Raw genomic sequence first — 25,261 nt, 5'->3', positions numbered from 1 at the left:
TTACATCAAGTTTTTAATCATCCATATTGGAATGTAAATTTGTTGTCATATACATTCCATGTCCTCGACCTCGTTGTTTTTAATCATCCATATTGGAATGTAAATGAAGCATTTAATTTTGCATTAAAATCTAAATTATATGTTTTTAATCATCCATATTGGAATGTAAATGCCGTTGGATTTACAACAGATTTGACTATTGGCGATGTTTTTAATCATCCATATTGGAATGTAAATCTTTCTTTTGCAAAAAAAGAATACCAAAATACAAGGTTTTTAATCATCCATATTGGAATGTAAATGTTTTGGATAGGGGAACATTTTCACACGTAGAAGAAGTTTTTAATCATCCATATTGGAATGTAAATGCTTTGTCATAGTTTTCAGATAATCCTCCCATAGAAGTTTTTAATCATCCATATTGGAATGTAAATTGTTTTGCATTTCTTGAAAGTAAGCTTCTCCATTTTGTTTTTAATCATCCATATTGGAATGTAAATATTGAACTATAAAACCATTCCGACGCTTTCTTTGGTGTTTTTAATCATCCATATTGGAATGTAAATGAATGGTTAGGTGAGGATTTTATTTTAGAGGCTGAACGTTTTTAATTATCCATATTGGAATGTAAATTTTCGTATATTAAAGATAGCATATCTTCAAAAGTCTTGTTTTTAATCATCCATATTGGAATGTAAATAACGAACAAGCTGATATAAAAATTCTTGAATTCCAAGGTTTTTAATCATCCATATTGGAATGTAAATCAAATAAAGGGATAGCTGATTTGCTACCCCTTGGAAGTTTTTAATCATCCATATTGGAATGTAAATACTTTAACTAAATCAATTGCAACATCAACGGTAGCAGTTTTTAATCATCCATATTGGAATGTAAATTTGTATTACAGTTATACCTTTAAGTTCTTTCTTTTTGTTTTTAATCATCCATATTGGAATGTAAATATTACAATTGTAAATGAAAAGTATGTCAAAAATGATGTTTTTAATCATCCATATTGGAATGTAAATTATTATTTTTATATAAGGAGCGTGATATAAGATGAAGTTTTTAATCATCCATATTGGAATGTAAATTGCAAAAATCACACCAATTTCAAATTCCGAAGATTTGTTTTTAATCATCCATATTGGAATGTAAATTGTAGAAGGGTCACCGCCCTCTGTTGTTGAAACTGTGTTTTTAATCATCCATATTGGAATGTAAATATCGAACCAAATAAAAATGTCATAATATTGTAATCCGAGTTTTTAATCATCCATATTGGAATGTAAATGAAAAAATAAACTCGCTACCAGTTAAAAGATTCTGTGTTTTTAATCATCCATATTGGAATGTAAATTCAACAGTTACATTAAATTTTGCTGCGTTGATTTTAGTTTTTAATAGGCCATATTTGAATATGAAGTTGATTGTTGAAGAGATTAATATATAACTCTAAGGAATAGAACCACGATTTAAGTGAACTTTTTTAATGTTTCGAATCATTATACTGCTCAGTATAATATTGGACAGTATAATTTTTTTGTAAAATATGAAGAAATATGTAGTAAAATAGAATTAATGTTAAAATGTATGGGGGAATTAATATGAAAAAAATATTGACTGTAGGAGAAATTTTAATTGATTTTATATGTCTTGATAAGAATAAAGGTATTACAGAAGGAAATACTTTCGAGAAAAAATTTGGAGGTGCTCCGGCTAATGTTGCTGCAGTAATTTCGTTATTAGGTGGTGAAAGTGCTTTTGTTGGGAAGGTCGGTAATGATCCTTTTGGGAAATATTTGGTCGATAAATTAGAAAAATATAATGTGGATACCTCTTTAATAAGTTATGATGATGAATTAAATACTACGCTGGCTTTTGTTTCTTTAATGGAAGATGGTGAAAGGGATTTTGTATTTTTTAGAGGAGCAGATAAAAATTTAAAAACTGAAGATGTTGATTTTGATAGATTAAATGATTTTGACATTTTTCATTTTGGTTCTGCAACAGCTTTTTTAGGTGGAGAATTGCAGACAACGTATTTTAAAATTTTTGAATTTGCAAAAGAAAATAAAAAATTTATATCTTTTGATATGAACTATAGAGAAGATTTATGGAAAGAAACAGGAAAGCTAATTGAATTGAGTAAGCAAATGATTAGATATGCAGATTTTGTAAAATTCAGTGAGGAAGAATTGTTTTTAATTTCTGGGAATAATGATATTTATGAATCGATAAAATATATTCATGATATTGGTGCTAAAATAATAGCTGTAACCCTTGGAAAAGAAGGTTCATTGCTAAGTGATGGTGAAAGTATAAAGAAAATAGATAGTGTTAAAGTTAAGTCCATAGATTCTACAGGAGCAGGAGATGCTTTTGTTGGTTCGTTTTTATATAAACTTTCTCAAGGAGAAAAAGATTATTTTAAAATAGGGAAATTTGCTAATAAAATAGGTGCATTAGTATGTACTAAGAATGGTGCATTAACAGCATTATCTGAAATAGATAAATTTTTGGGATAGGGGGAATAAATGTGTATCATAATGTTAATCATGAAATATTGAGAATTAACAAAATGATAGAAGATATTTATCCATATCAATATATAGATATTATTCCTATTAGTAATTGGGAATTTGAACAAAATGGTGAATTAAAAAATATTGATATTGGATTTGAATGGAAAAGAGAAAACTTTCCTGTTAAATTTAGAAAGAAATTTAACATTCCTAAAGATTATTATGGCGAGTTTTGGTTTGGTGGTGAAACATTAATAAAAATAGATGGAAAAGCATATGGAGAAATCAACGAGTATCATAGGGAAATTGATTTGACAATAATTGCTGATGGTGAAGAACATATATTTGAAGCAGAAACAGTTCCGTATAATCTTTTTGGTTCTCCGACAGGAAAAACAATTTTTGAAAAAGCAAATTTTATAAAAATTAATTTTGATGTGAGAAAATTAATAAGATATTTTATGGGGATAAGTCAAATAATAGAAAATGCAGATAATTTTGCTTTGATTAATGAATTATCTAGTTTAATCGATAATACTTATAATTTAATCGATATTCCTAGAAAAACTTCTGATTATCTTTCTACAATTGAAAGATCTCCTCAACTATATAAACGACTTTCCAGTATATGGTCGAAACCTCAATTTGAAAAATTCACAGGTAAAATATTAGAAGTTTCTTCTGCTCTCGAATATTTAAAGACAGAATTAGAAAAATTAAAAGAAAAATATCCAAAAATTGGGAAAGTGTATGTTACAGGACATGCACATATAGATTATGCATGGTTATGGCCAATAGAAGAAACAAAGAGAAAAATTGTAAGAACTTTTTCAAATGCTATATTATTGGCTAAAAAATATCCTTATTTTACTTTTACACAATCAAGTGCTCAAATGTATAAAAATATAGAAAACATGGAATTATTTAATGAGATAAAAAAATTAGAAGAAGAAAATAGATGGGATGCTAATGGGGGAATGTGGATAGAATCAGATACTAAATTACCTTCAATAGAATCTTTAATTAGGCAATTTTATTATGCGCAAAAATATTTTAAAGAAAAATTTGGAAGGTATTCCAATGTTTGTTGGTTACCAGATGTATTTGGGTTTTCATGGATATTGCCACAAATAGCAAAACAGGCAGGAATAGATTATTTTTTTACAACAAAATTGACATGGAATGAAAAAAATCAATTTCCTTATGATATTTGCTATTGGCGCGGAATAGATGGTAGTAAAGTGATATATCATAGTTTTAATAATCCTAAAGATGGATATAATGGACATCTTGATGCTGAATGCACTTTAAAAACATTTAGAAATTTTAGAAATAGAGATATATTTGACGGAACGCTATTGACATATGGTTATGGAGACGGTGGCGGTGGTCCATCAGAAGATCATATGATGGATTTTGAAATTACAAATAATCTTCCATATGTACCAAAATTAATTCCCACGACTGCTAGACAATTTTTTGAATTATTGGATGAGAAAATAAAAGATAAAGAGATACCTATTTGGGATAATGAATTATATTTTGAATTTCATAGAGCTACACATTTTACACAATTAAACATGAAAAAGTTTCATAAACTCCTGGAAGATGAATTATATTTTACAGAATATATTTTAGCTGCTAATAATATTGATTATGATTTTTCTGAAAGTTGGGAGAAATTATTAACAATGGAATTTCATGATATTATACCTGGATCTTCCATAAAAGAAGTATATGATGAGGCGGAAAAAATATTAAAAGAAGAAATTGAAAAATGTAGGGAAGGTGTAGATAAAAATTTGAATGATTCAGAGGAATATTCGTTAATAAACTTCAGTAATTATAGTAGTGATAAATATTTTGAATCAAAAGAAAAATTCGAATTAATAGCTCAGAAAACATATGATGGGAAATATATATATGAAATTGATTCTTTACCAAAATTTTCTAATATAATTATAAGAAAAGGTGATCCAAAGATTGTAAATACATCATTAGAGGATAATAATATATTGGAAAATGAATTCTATTTTGTTGAAGTATTTGCTGATGGAATAAAAGTATTTGATAAAAGAAAAGGTAGAAATTTATTTCAAGACAAAGGGAATTTATTAATATTATATGATGATGTGCCTTTAGCATGGGGTGCATGGGATATAGATTATAATTATAAAAAATTTGGAGAAAAACTAAAAGCAAAAGATATATCTGTGGTGGAAAATGGAGAATTAAGAAAGGTTGTTAAAGTATTATATGAATATGAAACAACAAAAGTAGAACAATACATTTCTTTATCAATAGGAATGAAAAGAATAGATATAAAAACAAAGATAGACTGGCATTTAAGAAAGAAATTACTTAAAGCTATATTTCCTATTGATATATTATCCAGATATGCGAGATTTGATATTTCGGGTGGATATATCACAAGACCTGTTCACAAAAATACTTCATATGAACAAGCAATGTTTGAAGTTTATATGCATAGATGGTTTGATTATTCAGAACCAGATTTTGGTGTGGCAATATTAAATAATGAATTATATAGTACATCAATTGATAATAATACATTTGGATTATCGCTAATACATGGGCCAATATATCCAGATATAATTGCTGATAAAGGAAAACATGAGTTTGTTTATTCAATTATGAGTCATTCAAATAATATTAAAGAGATATATGAGGAAGCTGAAAGAATAAATAAACCATTAAGAATATTGAAAAAAGATATTGTAAAAACAAATGAATTTTTAGATGTTTCTCCTTTAAAGGTAATAGCTTTTTATAAAAAAGGAAATAGAAAAATTTTAAGAGTAGTAGAAGTTGAAGGTAAAAGAGGAAAAATAGATATGAAAGTTAAGTTTAACTATACTAAATCATATTTAACAGATATTTTGGGTAATAAAATAAAAGATATAAATGGGACTGTAGAATTTCAACCGTTTAAAATATATACTATAGTTTTTGAATAATAGGAAGGATTACTCCTTCCTATTTCTATAGTTATGTTCTTTATTTAGATGTTTTTCTTTTAAAGATGAAATATCTCCATAATAGCCTAATATTATTAAAGTTATTAAAGTGTATTCATCAGAAATATTTAAAACTTTTTTTGCTGTTATAGGATCAAAACCAGCTATAGGGTGAGCAATTAAACCGAATTTTGTTGCTTGGATTAAAATGTTTGCGACAGCCATACCAGTATCAAATAAATAATATTCTCTATTATCAGATAAATTGCAATCATCATCTTTTTTAGCAAATATTGCAAGAATTGCAGGTGAATTTTTAGCCCAATAATTTCCTCCTGGCAATGTTTCTTTTAATTTTGTTAATTTATCTTTTTCTGTAACAACAATAAAATTCCAAGGTTGTTTATTAGCACATGATGGGGCGAGTTTTGCGGAATATATTAATAAATCCAACAAATTATTATCTATCTTTTTTTCTGATAAAGCTCTATATGCCTTTCTAAGATAGATGTTTTTATCAATATCGAATAAATCATATAAAAATTCTTCTATTTCTTTCAATAGTGTCTCCTTGCTATAAAATTTTCTTCTTATATTTCCTAATGGATCAATAAACATTGCAATACAATTATTATCATTATTTCCTGAATAATGTATATCTAGTTCAATTTCAAATTCTTTATTTAAATTTTTATAGAAAAATTCATTTTTTTTGTGGTTAATATTTATTTTATATTTTCTAGGAATATCGATTTTTTCAAATAAAATTAAATTATATTTTCCTAAATAATCTTTCATAAAATCCCCCCATTATACAACAATATTTTTATTTAAAGTATTGTTTTTGAAATTATAAATGTTTTCTAAAGTAGTTTCAGCGATGTTTGTTAAAGCTTCACAAGTAAAGAATCCTTGATGTCCAGTAATTAAAACATTTGGAAAAGAAGTTAATCTAACAAAAGTATCATCATCTATTATTTCGCTTGATAAATCTTCAAAGAAAATATTTTCTTCTTCTTCATATACATCTAAACCCAAATAACCAATTTTTTTTGATTTTAACCCTTCAATTACAGCTTGTGTATCAATTAAACCGCCTCTACTTGTATTAATAATCATAACTCCATTTTTCATTTTAGATATACTTTTTTTGTTTATAATGTGATATGTTTCCTTATTTAAAGGTGTATGCAATGATATTATATCAGACTTTTTTAATAATATATCTAAATTAACATATTCGCCTTGGAATTCATCATTTGGAAATTTATCATATCCTAAAATGTTCATTCCAAAACCTTTTAAAATATTAGCAACTATTCTTCCGATTTTTCCAGTTCCTATTAATCCTATAGTTTTTCCATGTAAATCAAAACCTAACAACCCATCTAAAGCGAAATTGTTTTCCTTTACTCTAAAATACGCTTTATGAATTTTTCTGTTTAAAGATAAAATTAAAGCAACGGTATGTTCTGCTACTGCATATGGAGAATATTTAGGTACATGTACTACACGTAATCCAAATTCTTTTGCAGTATCTAAATCCACATGATTAAATCCTGCAGATCTTAAAGCAATTAATTTTATACCGTTATCATTTAAAGTTTTTAAAACCTTTCTGTTTAAATTATCATTAACAAAAGCACAAACTACATCAAATTTCTTAGATAAAATAGCTGTTTTTTCATTTAATTTAGTTTCAAAATATCTAATATCAAAATTATACTTTTTGTTTGCATGATTAAAAAAATCTACATCATATTTTTTAGTACTAAAAAAAGCTATTTTCATATAAACCCTCTCCCTTATAATTAGTATAATAAGAATACATATATATTATAATTAATATTTTTTTCACTATTCTTATATTAATATTACGACTTTTTTTATCGGAATTAAAAAAATTTATTATGTGGTAAAATTAGTTGACAGTTATTTAGGGAGTGATAATATGAATAAAGTAATTATTGATGGGCATTTTGATTTGTTAGTAGATGTATATGAAAAAAGAAAAAAAGGAAGGAAAAATGTTATATTAGAGGATCATTATCCTAAATTCAAAGAAGGTGGATTTAATATTATAGTTTCTTCTCTTTTTATTGAAGAAAGATATATTCCGGAGATGGCATTAAGAAATGCATTAGATCAAATTAGTTCTTTGCATTATGAAATCGAAGAATCAAACGAAAAAATAATGCTATGTAAGAACATAAAAGATATTGAATATGCATTGAAAAATGACATTATCGGAATTATGTTATCTTTTGAAGGATTAGAACCAATTGGAAATGATATTTATCTTTTAAAAGTTTTTTATGAATTAGGTGTAAGGTTTGCGGGCTTAGTATGGAGTAGAAGGAATTATGTGGCGGATGGTTGTTATTTTTCTGAAATGGAAGAAGGAACTAAAGGTGGGTTAACAGCCTTTGGTGTTGAAGTATTAAAAGAAATAGAAAAATTGCATATGATTATAGATGTCAGTCATTTAAATGATGAAGGTTTTTGGGATGTTATTAAATTTTCTAATTCACCAATTATAGCTTCACACTCTAATGTTAGAAATGTTTTTCACTCTATGAGAAATTTGACTGATGAACAAATAAAAGCTATAGCGGAAACAGGTGGAGTTATAGGTATAAATGCTAGTGGATCTTTTGTAAGTGATGATCCTAAAGAAAATAATGCAGAAGGGTTAGTAAAACATGTTAATTATATATCTAAATTAGTAGGAGTAGAACATGTAGGAATAGGTTTTGATTTTTGTGATATGTTTAGAGACGTTCATAAAGATTCATTAAGTGGGCATCACGAGTTAAATATATTTATAGAAACTTTGGAAAAACATGGTTACAATGAAAAAGAAATAAATATGATTTTAGGAGAAAATTTCTTAAGAGTATATAAAAAAGTTTTAAAATAAAGGAGCACAAGGCTCCTTTATTTTTTAAAACTTTGAAATACTGAAATTAATTGGTGTAGGGTTTTGGAGATTATCAGAAATTGGACATCTTTGTTCTACTTGGTTTAACCATTCTTTTAATGTTTCTTCATCAACATCAGTTTCTAAATCAAATGAAACATTAATTTGAACGTAACCTGTTCTATCTTCAGATGGTTTTCCAAGAAATTTTGCTGGATTTAAATCTCCATCGATATTGATTTTCATCTTTTTAAGTTCAAACCCCATTTCTTTTGCTACTAAATGACCTACAACATTTAAGCAACCTGCAAAGGCGGCTAATAAAAATTCAACAGGATTTGCTCCTTCATCTTTTCCACCTAAAGATTCTGGTTCATCTATTACGATTTCAAAATTTCTTGCTTTAACTATTGTTTTTGTAGGACTGGCGCTTTCAGAAGTAATTTTAAAGTTCATAAATGCCATAATTTCACCTCCTGATTAAAATGGATAATTTTTATCCGTTTTTATTATACAATACCTGTATTACATCTTTGTGTGAAAAATATAACATCTTATAGTGAAAAAATGTACATATATTATTTAATAATGTTTATTTTTTAATGTTATAATATACTGTATATATATGTAAAAGGCAGGTGAGAAAATGAGAGTATTGATTACAGGGTTTGATCCTTTTGGGAAAGAAAAAATAAATCCATCCTTTGAAGCTGTGAAAAGGTTACCGGATAAAATACTGGATGTAGAAATAATTAAATTAGAAATACCTACAGTGTTTTATAAATCTATTGAAACATTAAGAAGTAAAATGTGTGAAATTCAACCTGAGATAGTTATATGCACAGGTCAGGCTGGTGGAAGATCTGCAATATCTGTTGAAAGAATAGCTATAAACATTGATGATGCGAGAATAGAAGATAATGAAGGTAATAAACCAGAAGATAAGCCAATATTTTTTGATGGTGAAAATGCATATTTTTCTAATTTGCCAATAAAGAAGATAGTTAAAGGTATAAAAGAAATAGGAATACCAGCAGAAATCTCTAATTCTGCTGGAACATTTGTTTGTAATCATTTGTTATATGGGTTGATGTATTATATACAACGGGATTTTAAAAAGGCAATAGGAGGGTTTATTCATGTTCCTTATTTACCTGAACAAGTATTAGAAAAAAATAATACGCCAAGTATGTCATTAGATAACATAGTAGAAGCATTAGAAAAAGCTATAGAAGTTTCTATAACAGAATACAGAAAGTGAAATGGGGGTGAAAATTATGGTTAATATTATATGGGGAGATAAACTTTTAGAATATGATTTTGGAGATGGTCATCCTTTAAGAAGTGTAAGATGCAAAATGGGAATAGAAGAACTATTAAAATCTAATATGAATTATAAAATAATTGAACCACGATATGCATTAGAGGAAGAAATTGCTTTATTTCATACAAAAGATTATATAGAAAGTATAAAAAATAATAAGGGTGGAAGCGCAGAAACGCCAATAAAAAATATGTATAATCCTGCACGATTATCTGTTGGCTCAACATTAGCAGCTATAGATTCTATAACAGAAGAGGAAAAAATTTCAGTTAATATTTGTGGAGGATGGCATCATGCATTTGAAAATGAAGCAAGAGGATTTTGCATTTTTAATGATGTAGTAATAGGAGCAAAATATGCTCAAAAAAAGGGATATAATAAAATTATGATAATTGATTGGGATGTGCATCATGGTGATGGAACGCAAAGAGCATTTTTAAATGATGACTCTGTTTATACTATTTCAATACATCAGGACCCTTCAACACAATATCCTTATTTAAGTGGATACACCTCTGAAAATAGAGTAACCAATCTAAATATTCCGATTATGCCAGGTGAAAATGAGCAAGAAATAATGAAAAAAGTTTTGTCAAATATTCCAAATGAAATAAGAGGTTTTAAACCAGATATGTTAATGATTCAAATGGGAGTAGATGGTTATAAATATGATCCAATGTCTTCAATAGATTTAAGTGAAAGGTTTTATGAGTCTATTTCTGTTGTTTTAGGAAGATGTGCAAAGAAGAATAGATTTCCAGTAATATTACTTGGTGGAGGTGGATTTTATTTTCCAAAAACTGCTGAATTATGGAGATTAATAGTTGAAATGTTTGAAAGCAATATGAGATAAGTGGTAAAAATTAAAAATAAAAATATTAAAAAATAAGCAACCTCCTCCAAACATTCTCCTCATGTGTGACTATTTTGAAAACGAAGTATTGGTGAAAAAATTTTAGAAGATTATGGTATAATTGATAAAAAAGAAAAAAGGACGATAATATGAGGGAGCAGAAAATAAAAAATATTATCAAGGAAAAAATACAAACTAAAACATTATTAACCGATATTGAAGCAAAACGTTTTAGAGAATATACTTTAAATCTAAAATGGTGGTCCAAAAAAAGAAAAATTGATTTTGATGTTCCGGAAAAATCAGGATTTAAAAAAGGTGATTTGGTGTCTAATAAAGAATGGTATTATTTGAAAAGATATTTTTCTGATGATGTAAAATTTAAGAACGTAGATTATTTTGACAAATTATTAAAAGATACTATTGATGAAGGTAATATTTACGGTATAATTTTAGATGATAAAACAAAAATTCATTATTTAAGAACTTTTAGTCAAAAAGAATTGTCTCAATATATAGATAATGTTGATGAATTTAATTCAAGAAATGTTGTCACTATTATAAATATAGATTATGATGATATCGTAACGATTTTTTTAGCTGATGAAAAAAGAATTAAAAGACTAAAGAGAAAATGGGTGAAATTATGGGAACCAAGACTGTGAGTAAAGAAAAATTGGACTTAATTATAAGAAGAGTAAAACATTATGCTAAACAATATGAGTTTGCAATCAAAAATTATAAAGAAGATCCAGATTACGCTGCTATCGCTATAGATAGAAAGGAAGAATTTATTAAAAATTTAAATGAATTAGAAAAATATACATTGCCAAATGAAGAAATAAAAAAAATAATACAAAATGTTATTAATGCAGATAAGTTCTTTTTGAAACACAGAAAGAACTATTATAAGTATGTAAAAAGATCAAGCATGTGGCTAGATGAAGATAAAGAAAAATTAGAAAAGATTATAAAAGAATTTATAAAAAAGTATATAAAATAAGTATATAAATAACGAAGGAGCCTTAGGGTTTCTTAACCAGCAAATAAATCCAATAATAAACCTACAAAAAAGAATCTTGAATTTGTAAGTCCAGATGATTTATCAAAATGTCCAGAATTACATAAGATATTATAAAAACAGCCCTCGATCATGAGGGCTGTTCGCAAAATAAATACTTGTATTCATATTCACTGGTAGCCCCACGGGGAATCGAACCCCGACTCTCGGACTGAGAATCCGATGGACTAGCCGTTATCCTATGGGGCCAAAAGCATATATATTATATCATAAAAAATACATTTTGTAAATATCACAATGAACCATTATCTTTAAAAATTGCTAAAAAAGTTAATAATAATATTTTTAAGTCAAGTAAAAAACTTTTGTTTTTTACATAATATAGGTCATATTCTGTTTTTGTTTTATAGTCTTCTAATGATGTTGTATATTTAAATTTTACCTGAGCCCAACCGGTTATACCAGGATTTACATATAGTCTGTAATTATAAAACTCTATATTTTCTTCGCACATTTCATGAAAGGAAATCATTTCTGGTCTTGGTCCAATAAAATTCATGTTACCAATTAACACATTTATAAATTGTGGAATTTCATCTAATCTTGTTTTTCTTAAAAATTTTCCAAAAGAATGAATATTATCATTGTGAATTGTTCTGAACTTAAACATTAAAAATTTCTTTTTGTTTTTTCCGACTCTAATTTGTTTAAATATAATAGGTTTTCCTATAATTAAGTAATTTAGTATTGATATTATTAAAAATAGGGGAGAGGTCAAAATTAACGAAATTAGTGCTAAAAATACATCAAAAAAACGATTTTCGTCTTTTTTCAAAAAGAATTCAGAATAATAATACTCAAATTTTTTGAAAACGTTTAAGGGAATTCTTTGAAGGTACTTTTCAACTAATTCTGGTAAAATTTCTATGATTATTCCATTCTTTTTTAAATTTTCTAATTCTTTGGATATATAATGTTCTAGATCAGGATCGGCAATTAAGACTCTATCATGATATTTTATTTTTTCTAAAAAAACATCAGGACTTGGATTTAAAAAGTCCCCAAATCTAATATAACCCTTTGCTTTCTTTTCGATTTCATTTGTAATATCTTCAAAATCTTCTTTTCTTCCGATAACCAAATATTTTATCATTTTTTCACCCTGTAAAAATTTATGAAAAAGTTATTCTCAATTTATAATTTGATGATCAATTGTTATTATCCTAAATTTATCAGCCATTTTAATGCTATGTCATTTGTTTCTTCTATTAAAGTATTTATAGGATTAAATTTTTCAAATTTGTTTATGAGATTAGTTTCGTATTTTAATATAGTAAAAAATTCGTTTTTCTTTATATGATGTTTTTCATATTCATCTATTAATTCATCAATATCATCTATTTCAAAACTTCCATCCTTTTTTATAATAATATCTAATTCTAAATCTTCGAATTCGATTATATTACCATTTGTTAAATATTTGCCAAAATCAATATAAATCAGATAATCTTTTATGATGGAATTATCATGTGTAAGAAATGAGGTAAGCATAATCATTTTATCTGGAAGGAGTAATCTTTTGATTTTTTTTATAGAATTATGTTTATCTAAAATCATCCAATTTCTTTCTATACCGAAAGAATTGTTGAATTTATATATATTCTCAATGTCAACCTTAACTTCTCTTGTTGGGGAATTTAAAAATTCTTTTTTTATTTTCATATCAAATCTGTAGTGTTTCATTTTTCTTCTCCTTTTCATTATATTAAAAATATTATAACATATATCTAATATTTGGTCAAATTAGTTTTGATTTTTATATTTTTATTTTTAAAGAAAATGATGTAAAATATAAATAGAAAGAAAAAATGGAGGTGCCATATGATTCATTCATTATCCATTAAGAATTTTGGATTATTTAAAGAAGTTAATATAGATTTTTCAGAGGGAATAAATGTAATTACAGGTGAATCTGGTGCCGGTAAATCCATGCTTATTAAAGCATTAATTTCATTATTGAATGGAAATATACCCAAAAATTTAAGAAATAAAAATGGAGCTATTTCTGCTTATATTACTGTTAACGATGAAATAAAAAAAGAGTTGAGTGAAGTTGTTGATAGCAATGAAATTGTTTTAAATGTCAATTTTAATGAGAAAAGAGCTGTTTTTAGAGCTAATGGAACTATAATACCACGATCATTTTTAGAAAAAATAGGTTCATATATAATGGAAGTGCATACTCAGGATTCGCAAGTTTTATTGAGAAATCCAAAATACCATAATCAAATAGCTTATAAAATTTTTAAAGATAATTTTGAAAAGTTAATGTTTGAATACGAAAGAAAATATAATGAATATATGGATTTAAAAGAGAAATTAAGTAACATCCCATCAGATGCTTCTGAAATATACAGGAAACTTGATATTTTAAATTTTCAAATTGATGAAATAGAAAATGTAAATCCTCAGGAAAATGAAGATGAAGAATTAAAAAAAGAATATAAAAAATTAAGTCATATTGAGGAAATAAAAACAAAATTAGAAAAATCTATGGCTATTTTAAAAGATAATGAAGAAAATATAGATATTTTAATTGGAGAGATTGTTGAAGATTTATCATATATTGCTGATTATGGATTTAATGATGAATTGGATATGGCATCATCTATACAGGATATGCTAAATGACTTATATGGCAGCTTGGAATCAAAATTATATGATCTTGATTTGGATCCTCAAAGATTAGAAGAAGTATCCAATAGACTAAACGATATAATGAATTTAAAGAGAAAGTATGGGCCATCTCTTGAAGATGTTTTTGAGAATTTGGAAAAATTTAGAAAAGAATTATCCGAATTAAATGATTTAGAAAAAATAATGAATGAAATAACCCCTTTAATAGATAAAAAGAAAAAAGAATTATTTGATTTAGGAGAAAAGATAAAGAAAAAGGGTGAAAAAATATTATATGAATTAGAAAAAAGAATAAAGGAAGAATTAATATCTTTAAATATGGAACATGCAGAAATTAAATTTGAATTTAAAAAACTTAATGAACCAGGTAAATATGGCACTTATAATATAAGAATTCTGGCAAAAACTACGCCGCAATCTCCTTATTTGCCTTTAGAAAAAGTTGCATCAGGTGGTGAATTATCCAGAATTATTTTATCAATAGAAAAAACTTTAGGTGAGATCCATATGGTTGAAACCATGTTATTTGATGAAATAGATTCTGGTGTGGGTCAGAGAATTGCTGATGTTATAGGGAAGAAACTTAAAGAATTTTCAGAATTAAAACAATTAATTGTAATTACACATATGCCTCAGGTTGCAAATTTTGCAGATAAGCATTTTAAAATATTTAAAACTGAAGAAAATAGTGAAGTATATTCCCAAATAAAGGAACTAAACGAGGAAGAAAGATCAAAAGAGATAAGAGAAATGTATGGGGAAATAGTATTTAAAGAGGTGGAATAAAAATGAAAAGAGAAGACGTTATTCAAAGGATTATTGAAGAAAAAGGAGTTAAAGCTATACCAATTTTGATAGAAATGATGGAAGATAGTGATGCCGATACATATTCTTTAATTACGGATATAATAGATGTTATGGGGACAGAAGCAAAAGCTTATTTATTTGAGGAATTTTTAAAAAGATTTGAAAAGAAATCTTTTGATGATGTAGTAATGCTTTACTTAATCGATGTTTTATCTGAGATGGAATGCCAGGAAATAAAACCATATCTTGAAAGAATGATGAATTTATATTCTGATGAAAGAGCTTTTCCAATAATTTTAGAAGCATTATTAAGAATCACTAAAGATGAAAAATACATAGATATTTTAGCTACCTTTTTAGATGATACAGGAGATATTCAGGAATTAGCTATAATGGCATTGGCAGAATTACCAACGAAAAAAGGAATAAATTATTTATTGAATAAGTATTTAGATAATATTTCTAAATCAGAAAAAGCATTAATTTTGGATTCTATTCAAAAAATGACATTTAAAAATAATGATTTGTTAGAAGAAGTAAAAAAACACCCAGCCGGTGAAGAAATATTTGAAATGTTGGAGTGGATGTTAAAGTGAATGATGTAGCCAAAGAGTTATATTTATTAGGTTGTAATATTTTAAAAAATGAATCTTTGAAGTTGCACACGACATTTAAAATAGGTGGGAAGGTTCCTCTTTTTGTTATACCAAAAACAAAAAATATCTTTGTAAAAACACTAAATTATTTGATTGAAAAAAGAATAAATTTTAAAATAATTGGCGAAGGCGCCAATTTAATTATTAATGATAATGATTTAAATTTTATTGTAGTTAGTACAGAATATTTAACGAATATAACTTTGGGAAATGAATATATTTTTGCAGAAAGTGGCGTACCGATTTCAAGGTTATCATATTTTGCAATGGAAAATGGATTATCTGGTTTAGAATTTGCAGCAGGCATTCCAGGAAGCTTGGGTGGCGCATTATTTATGAATGCAGGTGCTTATAATGGACAAATAAGTGATGTTATAGAAGAAGTAGAAGCTTATGATTTGAAAGAGAAAAAGATAATATTGTTGAATAAAAAAGAAATAGGTTTTGATTATAGAAAAAGTATTTTTCAAAAAAGAAGATATATTTCTCTAAGGGCTAAATTAAAGCTCTTTAAAGATAAAAAAGAAAATATAGAGAAAAAGATGAAAGAATTATCTTTGAAAAGATGGGAAAAACAGCCATTGGAATATCCAAGTGCAGGAAGCATTTTTAAAAGACCAAAACCGGATTTTTATGTTGGAACAACTATAGAAAAATTAGGGTTAAAAGGTTTTTCGATAGGAGATGCGGAAATATCAAATAAGCATGCAGGTTTTATTATTAATAAAGGGAATGCGACATTTTCGGATGTGATGAATATAATAGAACATGTAAAAAAAACAGTGAAAGAAAAATATGGAGAAGATTTAGAAGTAGAACCAGAAATATGGTAAAAAAATAAGAAGATGCATTATGCATCTTCTTATTTTAGAGATTCGAGTTCTTTTTTTGCATCTTCTTTTGCTTCTTTCCCTTGCTCTATCCAATCTTGGTGTAAGGGCATATTTATGACTTTTTCAAACATTTCTTTTGCTTTATCATATTTTTTCCATATTTTATATAAAACTCCCAATTCATAATAAGCATTTACGTAACTTGGTTCAATTTCAGCAGCTTTTAGCAAATACTGTTCAGACTTTTTGTAGTTATACAGAGGCCATGGAACATCTCTATATCTCATACCCAGTGCAATATAAGCAGTATATAGATTTGGATCTAGTTTTATAGCTTTTTTAATATGTTCATCAAAATCACCTAGCATAAATAAACTGGAAACAATACCTTTATATTGTGCAAGTCTTCCAATGGCTGCGCCTAAAGCGTAATGTGCATATCCGTTTTTTTCATCTAATTTAACAGCTTTCTTTCCAATATCTACTGCTTTATTATATATATTTTCTTTCTGGTTTTCCGAAACGCCCCAATTAGCATATTCAGTAAGAGCATTACAGTATAAAGCAAGTAAAGATGCATCATCGGTATATTTTTCAAGTTCTGATAATAAATTTTTCATTTCAGAAATTTTGTGATAGCTATTAATAACTTTAAATTTGGTATAAAGTTCTGTAAAAGATTGAGAATAGACTATTGAAAAAATGAATATAAATAGTAAAATAGAGATGAATATTTTTTTCATATTTTCCCCTCCAGAATAAGATTTAATTAATACAATTATATCACAAAAATTAAAATATTGTATCAAGACTTGATTTTTGAATGAAAATGGTATAAAATTAAAATAGAATTATAATCAATTTAGAATTGAAAGGATGTGATTATATGAGTGACTTGGAAAAAATAGAATATATTAGCGAAATATTGAAAGAACAAAATATTTCTCCATCTTTGCAAAGAATTCAAATCTATAAGTATTTAATGGATAATCAAAATCATCCCAATGTTGATATGATTTATAAAGAATTAGTAAAAAGAATACCAACATTATCAAAAACTACAGTTTATAACACTTTAAAATTATTTCAATCTAAAGGATTAATTTCTGTCATAACAATTGAAGAAAATGAGGCAAGATTTGATATTAATACACATCTTCACGGACATTTTAAATGTATTAATTGTGGAAAGATTTTTGATTTTGAAATTAAAGAAATAAAAATTGATTCAAATCTGGAAAAAGAAAACAAAATTATTGATCAACAGCTATATATTAGAGGATATTGTAAAGAATGCCTTGAAAAGATGGAAAAATGATAGCTCTGCTATGCAGAGCTATTTTTTGTTACAGATTTTTGACTTTATAATATGAAGTGTTACTTTTTTGTATTTTTATGGTATAATATGTAATGAAAATAAAAATACCTAGGGGGGTATAGGGGCCGCCGCATTGGTAACGTATGCCGTGCGGCTCTTTTTTATTATAATTTAATTACTTTTTTCTTTTTTTATTTTTCTTTTTTTATTTTTCTTTATTTTGACTTTAGCGTTTGGATATGTCTTTTTTAATTCTTTTTCTAAATTATCGTCATTTTTGTTTACAATTTCAAAATCAATCTCTGCAGTTAATTTGTTTGCATTTACTACTTTAGCTTTGAGTTTATCTCCTAATTTATAAACTTTTTTAGTTCTTTCTCCAATTAAGACATTTTGTTTTTCATTATATACATAATAATCATCCATTGTAGAAACATGAATTAATCCTTGAATAAGCTTTTCGGGTATTTCAACAAATATACCAAATTTTGTTATATTAGTAATATAAACATCAAAAGTTTTACCAATATGTCCCATTAAATATTCTACTTTTTTCATATCAGCTAAATCCCATTCAGCTTCATTAGCAACTCTTTCTCTTTTTGAACTATGAGAAGCTATTTCTGGAAGTAATTCTGTATATTTTTCAATTTCACTGTTTTTTAAAGTTCCTTTATTTTTTAAGTATTTCTTTAACAATCTGTGCACAATTAAATCTGGATACCTCCTTATAGGAGATGTGAAATGAGTATAATTTTGAGAAGCTAAACCAAAATGACCAACATTTAAGTCAGAATATACAGCTCGTTTTAAAGAACGAACTAATAGTTTTTGTATACTTTTTCTTAGAGGATGCTCTTTTAAATGTTCTAACATATCTTGTAATAATTTTGGATGTATATTTTTTGGGAATTTATATCTCAATCCCATTATTTCCAGATAGTTTTTTAATTGTAATAGCATGTCAGGATCAGGTTCTTCGTGGATTCTATAGATAAATGGCAATCCCTGAGAATCAAAAATAGAGGCAATTGTTTCATTTGCTTTTATCATAAACTCTTCAATAATAACTTCTGAAATTCCGCGTTCAACAGGAATAATATCTTTAACATTTCCATTTTCATCGAATATAAATTGAACTTCCCCACCTTCTATATCTAAAATAGCTCCACGTCTTCTCCTATTTTCTCTTATTATTTCCATAAGTTCTTTCATAAGTTCCAAGTTTGGTCTTAACCAGCCAATTTCTTTTTCTAATTCTTCGTCGGCTTCATTATTTAATAATTTATTAACTTTGTTATAGGTAAGTCTTTTTTTACTGTTTATAACTCCATTGTAAACGTCAAAATTTACAACATCACCATTTTCATCTATTTCCATAATTAAAGACATTGTTAATCTATCTTCGCCTTCAACTAAAGAACATATCCAATCAGAAAGCTCATGAGGTAACATAGGAATAACAGTATCTATTAAGTAAACGCTTGTACCACGCTGAAAAGCTTCTTTATCAAGATTGGAATTTTCTTTCACATAATGAGAAACATCAGCAATATGCACTCCAAGTAGATAATTTCCATTATCTAATTTTTTTACCTGAACAGCATCATCAAAATCTTTAGCATTATCTCCATCTATTGTAACTATGATTTCATTTCTAAAATCTTTTCGACCTTTTAAATCTTTCTTTTGAACTGTTTGAGGTATTGCTAAAGCTTCTTTCATCACTTTCTCTGGAAATTTTCCGGGTTCTGGTAAATCGTGTTTTATAATAACAATAGGTAAATCCACTTTTGGATCATTAACATTACCTATAATTCTTGTTATTTTAACTTCTGGGTTTTTTCTGGTGTATTTTATTATTTCTGCTTCAACAATTTGACCGGGTTTTGCTTTATTAAAGTTTTCAGGTGAAACATAAAAGTCGGTGTTTATTTTTTGATCTATAGGTAAAACAAAACCAAATAATTTTTTAGGTTCAAATATTCCAACAACTTTTGTTATTCCTCTTTTTAATACTCTTAAGACCTTACCTTTTGGGATATCCCTCCATGTCCCGATTATTTCAATTAAAACAGTATCTTTATGCATGGCATCTTTTGCATTTTCTAGTGTAATTGCAATTTCGTCTCCATTTTTAGTTGTTACAAAAGCCATGCTACCTCTTCTGGTGAATTCAATTATTCCAATTTTCATATTTTTTCCTAAGGTACAAAATCTATTTTTTGAATTTTTATATAATTCTCCATCTTCCTGTAATTCTTTCAATATAGTTCGTATTTTTCGTTTTTCTTCTTTTGATTGTGCTTTTAATTTTTCATATATCTCCTTTTGTAATAATGGTTTTTTTTGTAGTAATTTTAATATTTTTTCTTTTATATTTTGTTTCATTTTTTCTCCTCCTAATATACTTCTTTATGTATGCTATCTTTTTCATAAAATAATGTAACTTTTGGATCAAACATGAGCTTTATAGTACCGACAGGTCCATTTCTCTGTTTTCCGATAATTAGCTCTGATTCATGAGGGTGGTTTAAAATCAAGTTTTCATTGTTTTTGTCTTTTTTATCGCTCTCTTTCTTTCTTTTATAATAAGCATCTCTATATAAAAACATAACCATATCTGCGTCTTGTTCTATAGCTCCAGATTCTCTCAAATCGCTTAATCTGGGTCTTTTGTCCTCTCTTTGTTCAACAGCCCTTGATAACTGCGAGAGAGCTACGATCACAACGTTAAGTTCTCTGGCTAATAGTTTTAATGAACGAGATATTTCGGAAATTTCTTGCTGCCTGCTTTCTGAACCTCTATTTTTTGAAGACATTAATTGTAAATAGTCAATAAAAATGGCCTCTATTCCAAATTCCCTTTTCATTCTTCTGGCTTTTGCTCGCAGTGTTCGAGGGTCTAATCCTGGTTCATCATCAACAACTATTTTGGATTGGGATAATTTATGAGCAGCATTAACCAATTTATTCCAATCTTCATTGTTTAACATACCAGTTCTAACTTTTTGTAAATCTACCTGTGCTTCTGCGCATAATATTCTTTGGACTAGTTGTTCTTTTGACATTTCTAAGTTAAACATTGCAATTGGAGTTTTATATTTAATAGCTAAATTACTTGCAACATTAAGAGCAAATGCAGTTTTACCCATAGATGGTCTGGCAGCTATAATAATTAAATCTGATTTATGAAATCCGGAAGTTAATCTATCTAAAGATATAAAACCAGTGGGTAAACCTGTTACAAGAGCATTTGGTTCAACTGAAGCGCGTTTTTTTAATTCATCTAATTTTTCAAAAACATCATGAACAATATTTGGAACAGAATCGTATGTTCTTGTAGCTCTTGATTCAGCAATTTCAAATATCTTTTTTTCTGCAAAATCTAAAATTTCTTCTGCTTCTCCAATGGTACGTGTTGCTTCGACGATCTCAGTACTTGCGCTTACTAAACTTCTCAAAAGAGATTTATCCTTTATAATTTTCGCATAATATAATGCATTAGCAGGTGTGGGAACAACTTCAGCTAAATATATAAGCTTATCTTCACCGCCAGCTTTTTCAAGCAAATTTGCATTTCTTAAGTTTTCCATAACAGAAATAGCATCAACAGGTAGTCCCCTATCAAACAAATCTTCTATAATTCTAAAAATTATTTGATGCTGTTGATTATAAAAATCGTTTGATCTAATTTCTTCCAATATATCTGGTAAAATTTGTGGATCTAAAAATATACTACCTAACAATGCCTCTTCTGCTTCGATATTATGAGGTGGTGTTAATTCTTTATTCAAATTTAATACCTCCTTTTATAACACATGATATAATTATAATACTTTAATGTAAAAATTCAAAGGAGAGAATGGGAGGTATAAGAATGTGGGCAAATATATTTTTCTTTTTAGGAGTTATTTTTACCATAAATAGTATTTATTTGTTTAATATATCTGTTAAGGAAACGCGAAAAGGATATATGAAAAATGAAGAAAGAATAAAGAAGAGTGATAAACGGGCTTTTATATCTCTTGGCATTGGAATAATTTTTTTTATTATAACTTCTTTATTTTAACATAAAATTATTTCTATAATAATAAATTTTATATATAATATGCTTTGGCGGTCGCGGCACCCGCCTTAACAAAACAAGGAGGTGTTTTAGGTTGAAAACAAAAAACTTAGTATTGGCAGGTGTAGTAGCAGCATTATATGTAGCGTTAACAGTTATTTTACAGCCTATTAGTTATGGTCCTATGCAGGTTCGTATTTCAGAAGCATTAACGGTATTGCCATTTTTCAATCCTATTTTTATACCTGCATTATATGTAGGAGCTATGTTGGCCAATGTTTTTGGAGGTTTTGGGGCGATAGATATTTTTTTAGGTAGCGCATTAACATTATTAGCGGCATATTTGACTTATAAAATGCCCAATAAATATTTAGCTCCACTTCCACCAGTAATAGTTAATGCATTTGGTGTTTCAGCATATGTAGCACCTCTAGCAAAAGTTCCTTATTGGCCGACAGTATTTTGGATTGGCGTTGGAGAAGCAATAGCCTGTTATGCTTTAGGATTACCTTTAATGATTTTATTGGAAAAAAGAGGTATATTTAAAAGAATAGAAAAATAGCAACAGCTCCCATTTTGGGAGCTGTTGCGTTATACAAATGGAGTATGACGGCGTATTATGCCATACCTAGGTATGCTTTTTGTACATTTTCATCTTTTAACAATAAATCTGAATCATTTTCAAGTATAATATTTCCTGTTTCTAAAACATAACCATAATGAGAAATTTTTAATGCTTGTGCAGCATTTTGTTCTACTAAAAGGATAGTTCCACCATTTTCGTTTATAACTTTAATGATATCAAATACTTCAGAGACCAAAACAGGTGCTAATCCTAAAGATGGTTCATCCATCATAATTACATCTGGTTTACTCATTAAAGCTCTACTAATGGCAAGCATCTGTTGTTCTCCACCAGATAAAGTACCTCCAAGCTGTTTTAATCTTTCTTTTAATCTTGGAAATAAATTATAAACCCAATTTAAGTCTCTTTCTATTTCTTCTTTATCTTTTCTATTAAATGCACCCATCATTAAATTTTCATATACTGTAAGATTTGGGAAAATTCTTCTCCCTTCAGGGACCAAGGCGATACCCATTCTATTTATTTCATGAGGAGACTTACCAGCAATATTATTATTTTTATATATAATCTCTCCTTTTTTGGGTTTAACCATTCCAGCAATAGCTGAAAGAGTGGAAGTTTTTCCAGCTCCATTTGCTCCAATCAAAGTAACGATTTTTCCTTTTGGAACTTTTATGTTAATCCCTTTAACAGCATGTATAGCTCCATAAAATATATTTAGATCTTTAACTTCAAGAACAATATCATTCTGCTTTTGCATTCTTCCACTCCTCTCCTAGGTATGCTTCAATAACTCTTGGGTTCTTTTGAATATCTTCTGGTTTCCCTTCAGCAATAATAGCTCCATAATCTAAAACTAATATTCTTTCGCATACCCCCATAACAACTTTCATATCGTGTTCTATTAATAATATAGAAAGATTAAAATCATCTCTAATTTGTTTAATAAAATGCATTAATTCTTCTGATTCTTGAGGATTCATACCTGCAGCTGGTTCATCCAATAATAAAACTTTAGGATGTGTAGCCAATGCCCTTGCAATTTCTAACTTTCTTTGTAATCCATAGGGTAAAGCTGATGCTTTTTCTTCAGCTAAATGTAATAAACCCACCTTTTCTAGTAAAAGTAAACCTTCCTTTATCATTTCTTTTTCTTTGTTTAAATAACCAAGTTTGGTTAAAGCTTTAAAAAACCATAATGGAGAACTTCCTTTCATTTTTTTTCCGTGTTTTTTTAATATTTTATCAACATCATGATTTGCAAGCATATGATGTTGTGCAACAATAACATTTTCTAAAACAGACATATCCTGGAAAAGTCTTATATTTTGAAATGTTCTTGATATACCTAAATGAGTTATTTCATGTGGCCTTAAAGGTGTAATATCTATACCATCAAATATAACCTTACCTTTTGTTGGTATGTAAATACCAGTGATAACATTAAAAGCTGTAGTTTTACCAGCACCATTAGGGCCAATTAATCCTAATAGTTCGCCTTCATATAACTGATTATGAAAATCATTTACTGCGATTAAACCTCCAAATTGCATTGTGATATGATTCATTTCTAGGATTTTTTTCATTTGGATTCACCTTCTTTTTTCATATATATTTCAACTAATGATGGCTTCTTTATCTTTATTCCAAATAATTTTAATAATTTCTCCCATGAAAATTCTGCTCTCCCCATAATACCTTTCTGCCAGAAAATCATTATAAAAATAAATATTGCAGAGATAACTAACATTCTCATACCAGGTATTCCAGGAACATGAATTCCAAATATATCAAATGGTTCTTCTAATGATCTCAAGTATTCAAACATTAATGCAAAAACTCCTGCTCCGATAATAGAACCAGTGATACTACCTAAACCACCAAGAACAACCATAATTAATACATAGAAAGTTAGTAAAGGACCAAATGTAGTAATTCTTGGATCAATAGTAGTTAACCAATGTGCATATAATGATCCGGAAATTCCAGCAAAAAATGCACCAAAAACAAAAGCCATTAATTCATGTTTAAATACATTTATACCCATTGATTCTGCAGCTATTGAATCTTCTCTAATAGCTATAAGAGCACGTCCATATGAACTTTTTACAAGACTAATAATAGCAATTAATGTTACTAAAAGCCAACCCCATGACCAATATACATTTGTATAATTAGGAAGACCTTTTAAACCTAATGGCCCATTAGTTACACTGATTAAATTATTTGCTAAAACTCTTGCAATTTCTGCAAAACCTAAACTAGCAATTGCTAAATAATCTCCAGATAATTTTAAAGTAGGCCAACCAATTAAAAATGCAAAAATAGCAGCAATAACTCCACCAGCTAATGTTGCAACCAAAAAGTTAGCATGTAGATTTAACAACCATGGTTGAATTGGAACTATAATATAAGATAATTCTTTTTGAAATGGTTCAAGGGTCAATAAAGCAGAGGTATAAGCTCCTAATAATACAAATCCGGCATGTCCAAGTGAGAATATACCAGTTATACCATTAATAAGATTTAAACTAACAGACATAATAGCATAAATAGGAATCAATGTGATTATTCTCAAGGTATAATCATCAAAATTTCCCTGTGCATAAGAAAGGAATAAGGTAAATAATACGATTGTTATCAAATTTAAAGTCCAATTTATTTTCTTCAT

24 protein-coding genes, 1 tRNA gene and 1 CRISPR repeat array (1 of these 26 running past the window's edge) are annotated in these 25,261 nt (G+C 27.5%); of the genes, 13 read left to right on the top strand and 12 right to left on the bottom strand.

Annotated features, from left to right (window positions below; all coding sequences use genetic code 11):
* Positions 1-1,363: a CRISPR direct-repeat array (repeat unit 30 nt; unit sequence GTTTTTAATCATCCATATTGGAATGTAAAT); it reaches 6,913 nt to the left of the window's first position.
* A gap of 247 nt (positions 1,364-1,610) precedes the next feature.
* Both JRV97_RS01795 and JRV97_RS01790 read left to right on the top strand, forming a co-directional pair.
* The gene (locus JRV97_RS01795) at positions 1,611-2,531 is read left to right on the top strand and encodes a carbohydrate kinase family protein (protein ID WP_280999689.1); all 921 of its coding nucleotides are present in this window, start codon (positions 1,611-1,613) and stop codon (positions 2,529-2,531) included.
* 11 nt (positions 2,532-2,542) lie between these two features.
* On the top strand, positions 2,543-5,506 hold the full coding sequence (locus JRV97_RS01790) for an alpha-mannosidase (protein WP_280999688.1): 2,964 nt from the start codon (positions 2,543-2,545) through the stop codon (positions 5,504-5,506).
* Positions 5,507-5,515: 9 nt separating this feature from the next.
* Here the strand turns inward: JRV97_RS01790 and JRV97_RS01785 are convergent, their stop codons facing one another.
* A complete protein-coding gene (locus JRV97_RS01785) occupies positions 5,516-6,304 on the bottom strand; it encodes a nitroreductase family protein (protein WP_280999687.1) in 789 nt (262 codons plus the stop codon).
* A gap of 12 nt (positions 6,305-6,316) precedes the next feature.
* Positions 6,317-7,297: a 2-hydroxyacid dehydrogenase gene (locus tag JRV97_RS01780; protein ID WP_280999686.1), complete on the bottom strand. Its 981-nt coding sequence runs from the start codon at positions 7,295-7,297 to the stop codon at positions 6,317-6,319.
* Positions 7,298-7,457: 160 nt separating this feature from the next.
* Between JRV97_RS01780 and JRV97_RS01775 the strand changes: the two genes are divergently transcribed.
* Positions 7,458-8,426 (top strand): dipeptidase, encoded by a 969-nt coding sequence (locus JRV97_RS01775; protein WP_280999685.1) that lies wholly within the window; start codon positions 7,458-7,460, stop codon positions 8,424-8,426.
* A gap of 24 nt (positions 8,427-8,450) precedes the next feature.
* Here the strand turns inward: JRV97_RS01775 and JRV97_RS01770 are convergent, their stop codons facing one another.
* Entirely contained in the window at positions 8,451-8,891 is a 441-nt protein-coding gene (locus tag JRV97_RS01770; RefSeq protein ID WP_280999684.1) for an OsmC family protein, read from the bottom strand.
* A gap of 181 nt (positions 8,892-9,072) precedes the next feature.
* Between JRV97_RS01770 and pcp the strand changes: the two genes are divergently transcribed.
* The 4 genes from pcp (at position 9,073) to JRV97_RS01750 (ending at position 11,606) form a co-directional block, all read left to right on the top strand.
* Positions 9,073-9,687, top strand: coding sequence for a pyroglutamyl-peptidase I (gene pcp / locus JRV97_RS01765; protein WP_280999683.1), 615 nt, complete (start codon positions 9,073-9,075; stop codon positions 9,685-9,687).
* 16 nt (positions 9,688-9,703) lie between these two features.
* A complete protein-coding gene (locus tag JRV97_RS01760) occupies positions 9,704-10,603 on the top strand; it encodes a histone deacetylase family protein (RefSeq protein ID WP_280999682.1) in 900 nt (299 codons plus the stop codon).
* Positions 10,604-10,752: 149 nt separating this feature from the next.
* Positions 10,753-11,268 (top strand): hypothetical protein, encoded by a 516-nt coding sequence (locus tag JRV97_RS01755; protein ID WP_280999681.1) that lies wholly within the window; start codon positions 10,753-10,755, stop codon positions 11,266-11,268.
* The gene (locus JRV97_RS01750; protein ID WP_280999679.1) at positions 11,250-11,606 is read left to right on the top strand and encodes a hypothetical protein; all 357 of its coding nucleotides are present in this window, start codon (positions 11,250-11,252) and stop codon (positions 11,604-11,606) included. The genes JRV97_RS01755 and JRV97_RS01750 overlap by 19 nt, the downstream gene beginning before the upstream one ends.
* A 192-nt stretch (positions 11,607-11,798) precedes the next feature.
* Here the strand turns inward: JRV97_RS01750 and JRV97_RS01745 are convergent.
* The 3 genes from JRV97_RS01745 to JRV97_RS01735 form a co-directional block, all read right to left on the bottom strand.
* A tRNA-Glu gene (locus tag JRV97_RS01745) sits at positions 11,799-11,873 on the bottom strand.
* A gap of 43 nt (positions 11,874-11,916) precedes the next feature.
* Positions 11,917-12,777: a sugar transferase gene (locus JRV97_RS01740; protein ID WP_280999678.1), complete on the bottom strand. Its 861-nt coding sequence runs from the start codon at positions 12,775-12,777 to the stop codon at positions 11,917-11,919.
* Positions 12,778-12,842: 65 nt separating this feature from the next.
* Positions 12,843-13,367, bottom strand: a complete 525-nt coding sequence (locus JRV97_RS01735) for a DUF402 domain-containing protein (protein WP_280999676.1) — start codon at positions 13,365-13,367, stop codon at positions 12,843-12,845.
* Between the two features lie 138 nt (positions 13,368-13,505).
* Here JRV97_RS01735 and JRV97_RS01730 point away from each other — a divergent pair, with 138 nt between their 5' ends.
* Genes JRV97_RS01730 through murB form a run of 3 tightly spaced genes read left to right on the top strand, consistent with a single transcriptional unit; the run spans position 13,506 to position 16,617 of the window.
* Positions 13,506-15,107 carry a DNA repair protein RecN gene (locus JRV97_RS01730; protein ID WP_280999674.1) on the top strand — a complete coding sequence of 534 codons (1,602 nt, stop codon included), beginning with the start codon at positions 13,506-13,508 and terminating at the stop codon, positions 15,105-15,107.
* 2 nt (positions 15,108-15,109) lie between these two features.
* Complete coding sequence (locus JRV97_RS01725) at positions 15,110-15,724, top strand: HEAT repeat domain-containing protein (RefSeq protein WP_280999673.1); 615 nt, start codon at positions 15,110-15,112, stop codon at positions 15,722-15,724.
* Positions 15,721-16,617, top strand: coding sequence for a UDP-N-acetylmuramate dehydrogenase (gene murB, locus JRV97_RS01720; protein WP_280999671.1), 897 nt, complete (start codon positions 15,721-15,723; stop codon positions 16,615-16,617). Before JRV97_RS01725 ends, murB begins: the two co-directional genes overlap by 4 nt.
* Positions 16,618-16,646: 29 nt before the next feature.
* Here the strand turns inward: murB and JRV97_RS01715 are convergent, their stop codons facing one another.
* Positions 16,647-17,360 carry a tetratricopeptide repeat protein gene (locus JRV97_RS01715; RefSeq protein WP_280999669.1) on the bottom strand — a complete coding sequence of 238 codons (714 nt, stop codon included), beginning with the start codon at positions 17,358-17,360 and terminating at the stop codon, positions 16,647-16,649.
* A gap of 143 nt (positions 17,361-17,503) precedes the next feature.
* On the opposite strand from JRV97_RS01715, the gene JRV97_RS01710 reads away from it, so the two are divergent.
* Complete coding sequence (locus tag JRV97_RS01710; RefSeq protein WP_280999667.1) at positions 17,504-17,935, top strand: Fur family transcriptional regulator; 432 nt, start codon at positions 17,504-17,506, stop codon at positions 17,933-17,935.
* Positions 17,936-18,106: 171 nt separating this feature from the next.
* Here JRV97_RS01710 and rnr read toward each other — a convergent pair whose 3' ends face one another.
* Together rnr and dnaB are read right to left on the bottom strand one after the other, a co-directional pair.
* Positions 18,107-20,326 (bottom strand): ribonuclease R, encoded by a 2,220-nt coding sequence (gene rnr / locus JRV97_RS01705; protein WP_280999665.1) that lies wholly within the window; start codon positions 20,324-20,326, stop codon positions 18,107-18,109.
* A gap of 11 nt (positions 20,327-20,337) precedes the next feature.
* Positions 20,338-21,732 carry a replicative DNA helicase gene (gene dnaB / locus JRV97_RS01700; protein ID WP_280999663.1) on the bottom strand — a complete coding sequence of 465 codons (1,395 nt, stop codon included), beginning with the start codon at positions 21,730-21,732 and terminating at the stop codon, positions 20,338-20,340.
* An 83-nt stretch (positions 21,733-21,815) separates the two neighbouring features.
* On the opposite strand from dnaB, the gene JRV97_RS01695 reads away from it, so the two are divergent.
* Together JRV97_RS01695 and JRV97_RS01690 are read left to right on the top strand one after the other, a co-directional pair.
* Positions 21,816-22,007, top strand: coding sequence for a hypothetical protein (locus JRV97_RS01695; RefSeq protein WP_280999661.1), 192 nt, complete (start codon positions 21,816-21,818; stop codon positions 22,005-22,007).
* A gap of 91 nt (positions 22,008-22,098) precedes the next feature.
* Positions 22,099-22,566, top strand: a complete 468-nt coding sequence (locus JRV97_RS01690) for a QueT transporter family protein (RefSeq protein ID WP_280999659.1) — start codon at positions 22,099-22,101, stop codon at positions 22,564-22,566.
* 55 nt (positions 22,567-22,621) lie between these two features.
* Here the strand turns inward: JRV97_RS01690 and JRV97_RS01685 are convergent, their stop codons facing one another.
* Genes JRV97_RS01685 through JRV97_RS01675 form a run of 3 tightly spaced genes read right to left on the bottom strand, consistent with a single transcriptional unit; the run spans position 22,622 to position 25,261 of the window.
* A complete protein-coding gene (locus tag JRV97_RS01685; protein ID WP_280999657.1) occupies positions 22,622-23,350 on the bottom strand; it encodes an ABC transporter ATP-binding protein in 729 nt (242 codons plus the stop codon).
* Positions 23,334-24,176, bottom strand: coding sequence for an ABC transporter ATP-binding protein (locus tag JRV97_RS01680; protein ID WP_280999655.1), 843 nt, complete (start codon positions 24,174-24,176; stop codon positions 23,334-23,336). Before JRV97_RS01680 ends, JRV97_RS01685 begins: the two co-directional genes overlap by 17 nt.
* Positions 24,173-25,261: a branched-chain amino acid ABC transporter permease gene (locus JRV97_RS01675; RefSeq protein WP_280999653.1), complete on the bottom strand. Its 1,089-nt coding sequence runs from the start codon at positions 25,259-25,261 to the stop codon at positions 24,173-24,175. Before JRV97_RS01675 ends, JRV97_RS01680 begins: the two co-directional genes overlap by 4 nt.

The sequence above is a fragment of the Marinitoga aeolica genome, from assembly GCF_029910535.1.
In the GTDB taxonomy this organism is placed as follows: Bacteria; Thermotogota; Thermotogae; order Petrotogales; family Petrotogaceae; genus Marinitoga; species Marinitoga aeolica.
This window is presented reverse-complemented; position numbering and strand designations above follow the sequence as displayed.

Excerpts from the sequence above, each read along its gene's own strand:
- JRV97_RS01695 (WP_280999661.1), top strand. The coding sequence starts at position 21,816 with ATGTGGGCAAATATATTTTTCTTTTTAGGAGTTATTTTTACCATAAAT.
- JRV97_RS01750 (WP_280999679.1), top strand. The coding sequence starts at position 11,250 with ATGGGAACCAAGACTGTGAGTAAAGAAAAATTGGACTTAATTATAAGA.
- JRV97_RS01730 (WP_280999674.1), top strand. The coding sequence starts at position 13,506 with ATGATTCATTCATTATCCATTAAGAATTTTGGATTATTTAAAGAAGTT.
- JRV97_RS01755 (WP_280999681.1), top strand. The coding sequence starts at position 10,753 with ATGAGGGAGCAGAAAATAAAAAATATTATCAAGGAAAAAATACAAACT.
- JRV97_RS01795 (WP_280999689.1), top strand. The coding sequence starts at position 1,611 with ATGAAAAAAATATTGACTGTAGGAGAAATTTTAATTGATTTTATATGT.
- JRV97_RS01725 (WP_280999673.1), top strand. The coding sequence starts at position 15,110 with ATGAAAAGAGAAGACGTTATTCAAAGGATTATTGAAGAAAAAGGAGTT.
- JRV97_RS01675 (WP_280999653.1), bottom strand. The coding sequence starts at position 25,261 with ATGAAGAAAATAAATTGGACTTTAAATTTGATAACAATCGTATTATTT.
- JRV97_RS01780 (WP_280999686.1), bottom strand. The coding sequence starts at position 7,297 with ATGAAAATAGCTTTTTTTAGTACTAAAAAATATGATGTAGATTTTTTT.
- rnr (WP_280999665.1), bottom strand. The coding sequence starts at position 20,326 with ATGAAACAAAATATAAAAGAAAAAATATTAAAATTACTACAAAAAAAA.
- pcp (WP_280999683.1), top strand. The coding sequence starts at position 9,073 with ATGAGAGTATTGATTACAGGGTTTGATCCTTTTGGGAAAGAAAAAATA.
- JRV97_RS01775 (WP_280999685.1), top strand. The coding sequence starts at position 7,458 with ATGAATAAAGTAATTATTGATGGGCATTTTGATTTGTTAGTAGATGTA.
- JRV97_RS01715 (WP_280999669.1), bottom strand. The coding sequence starts at position 17,360 with ATGAAAAAAATATTCATCTCTATTTTACTATTTATATTCATTTTTTCA.
- JRV97_RS01710 (WP_280999667.1), top strand. The coding sequence starts at position 17,504 with ATGAGTGACTTGGAAAAAATAGAATATATTAGCGAAATATTGAAAGAA.
- JRV97_RS01680 (WP_280999655.1), bottom strand. The coding sequence starts at position 24,176 with ATGAAAAAAATCCTAGAAATGAATCATATCACAATGCAATTTGGAGGT.
- JRV97_RS01735 (WP_280999676.1), bottom strand. The coding sequence starts at position 13,367 with ATGAAACACTACAGATTTGATATGAAAATAAAAAAAGAATTTTTAAAT.
- JRV97_RS01770 (WP_280999684.1), bottom strand. The coding sequence starts at position 8,891 with ATGGCATTTATGAACTTTAAAATTACTTCTGAAAGCGCCAGTCCTACA.
- JRV97_RS01785 (WP_280999687.1), bottom strand. The coding sequence starts at position 6,304 with ATGAAAGATTATTTAGGAAAATATAATTTAATTTTATTTGAAAAAATC.
- JRV97_RS01740 (WP_280999678.1), bottom strand. The coding sequence starts at position 12,777 with ATGATAAAATATTTGGTTATCGGAAGAAAAGAAGATTTTGAAGATATT.
- JRV97_RS01685 (WP_280999657.1), bottom strand. The coding sequence starts at position 23,350 with ATGCAAAAGCAGAATGATATTGTTCTTGAAGTTAAAGATCTAAATATA.
- JRV97_RS01760 (WP_280999682.1), top strand. The coding sequence starts at position 9,704 with ATGGTTAATATTATATGGGGAGATAAACTTTTAGAATATGATTTTGGA.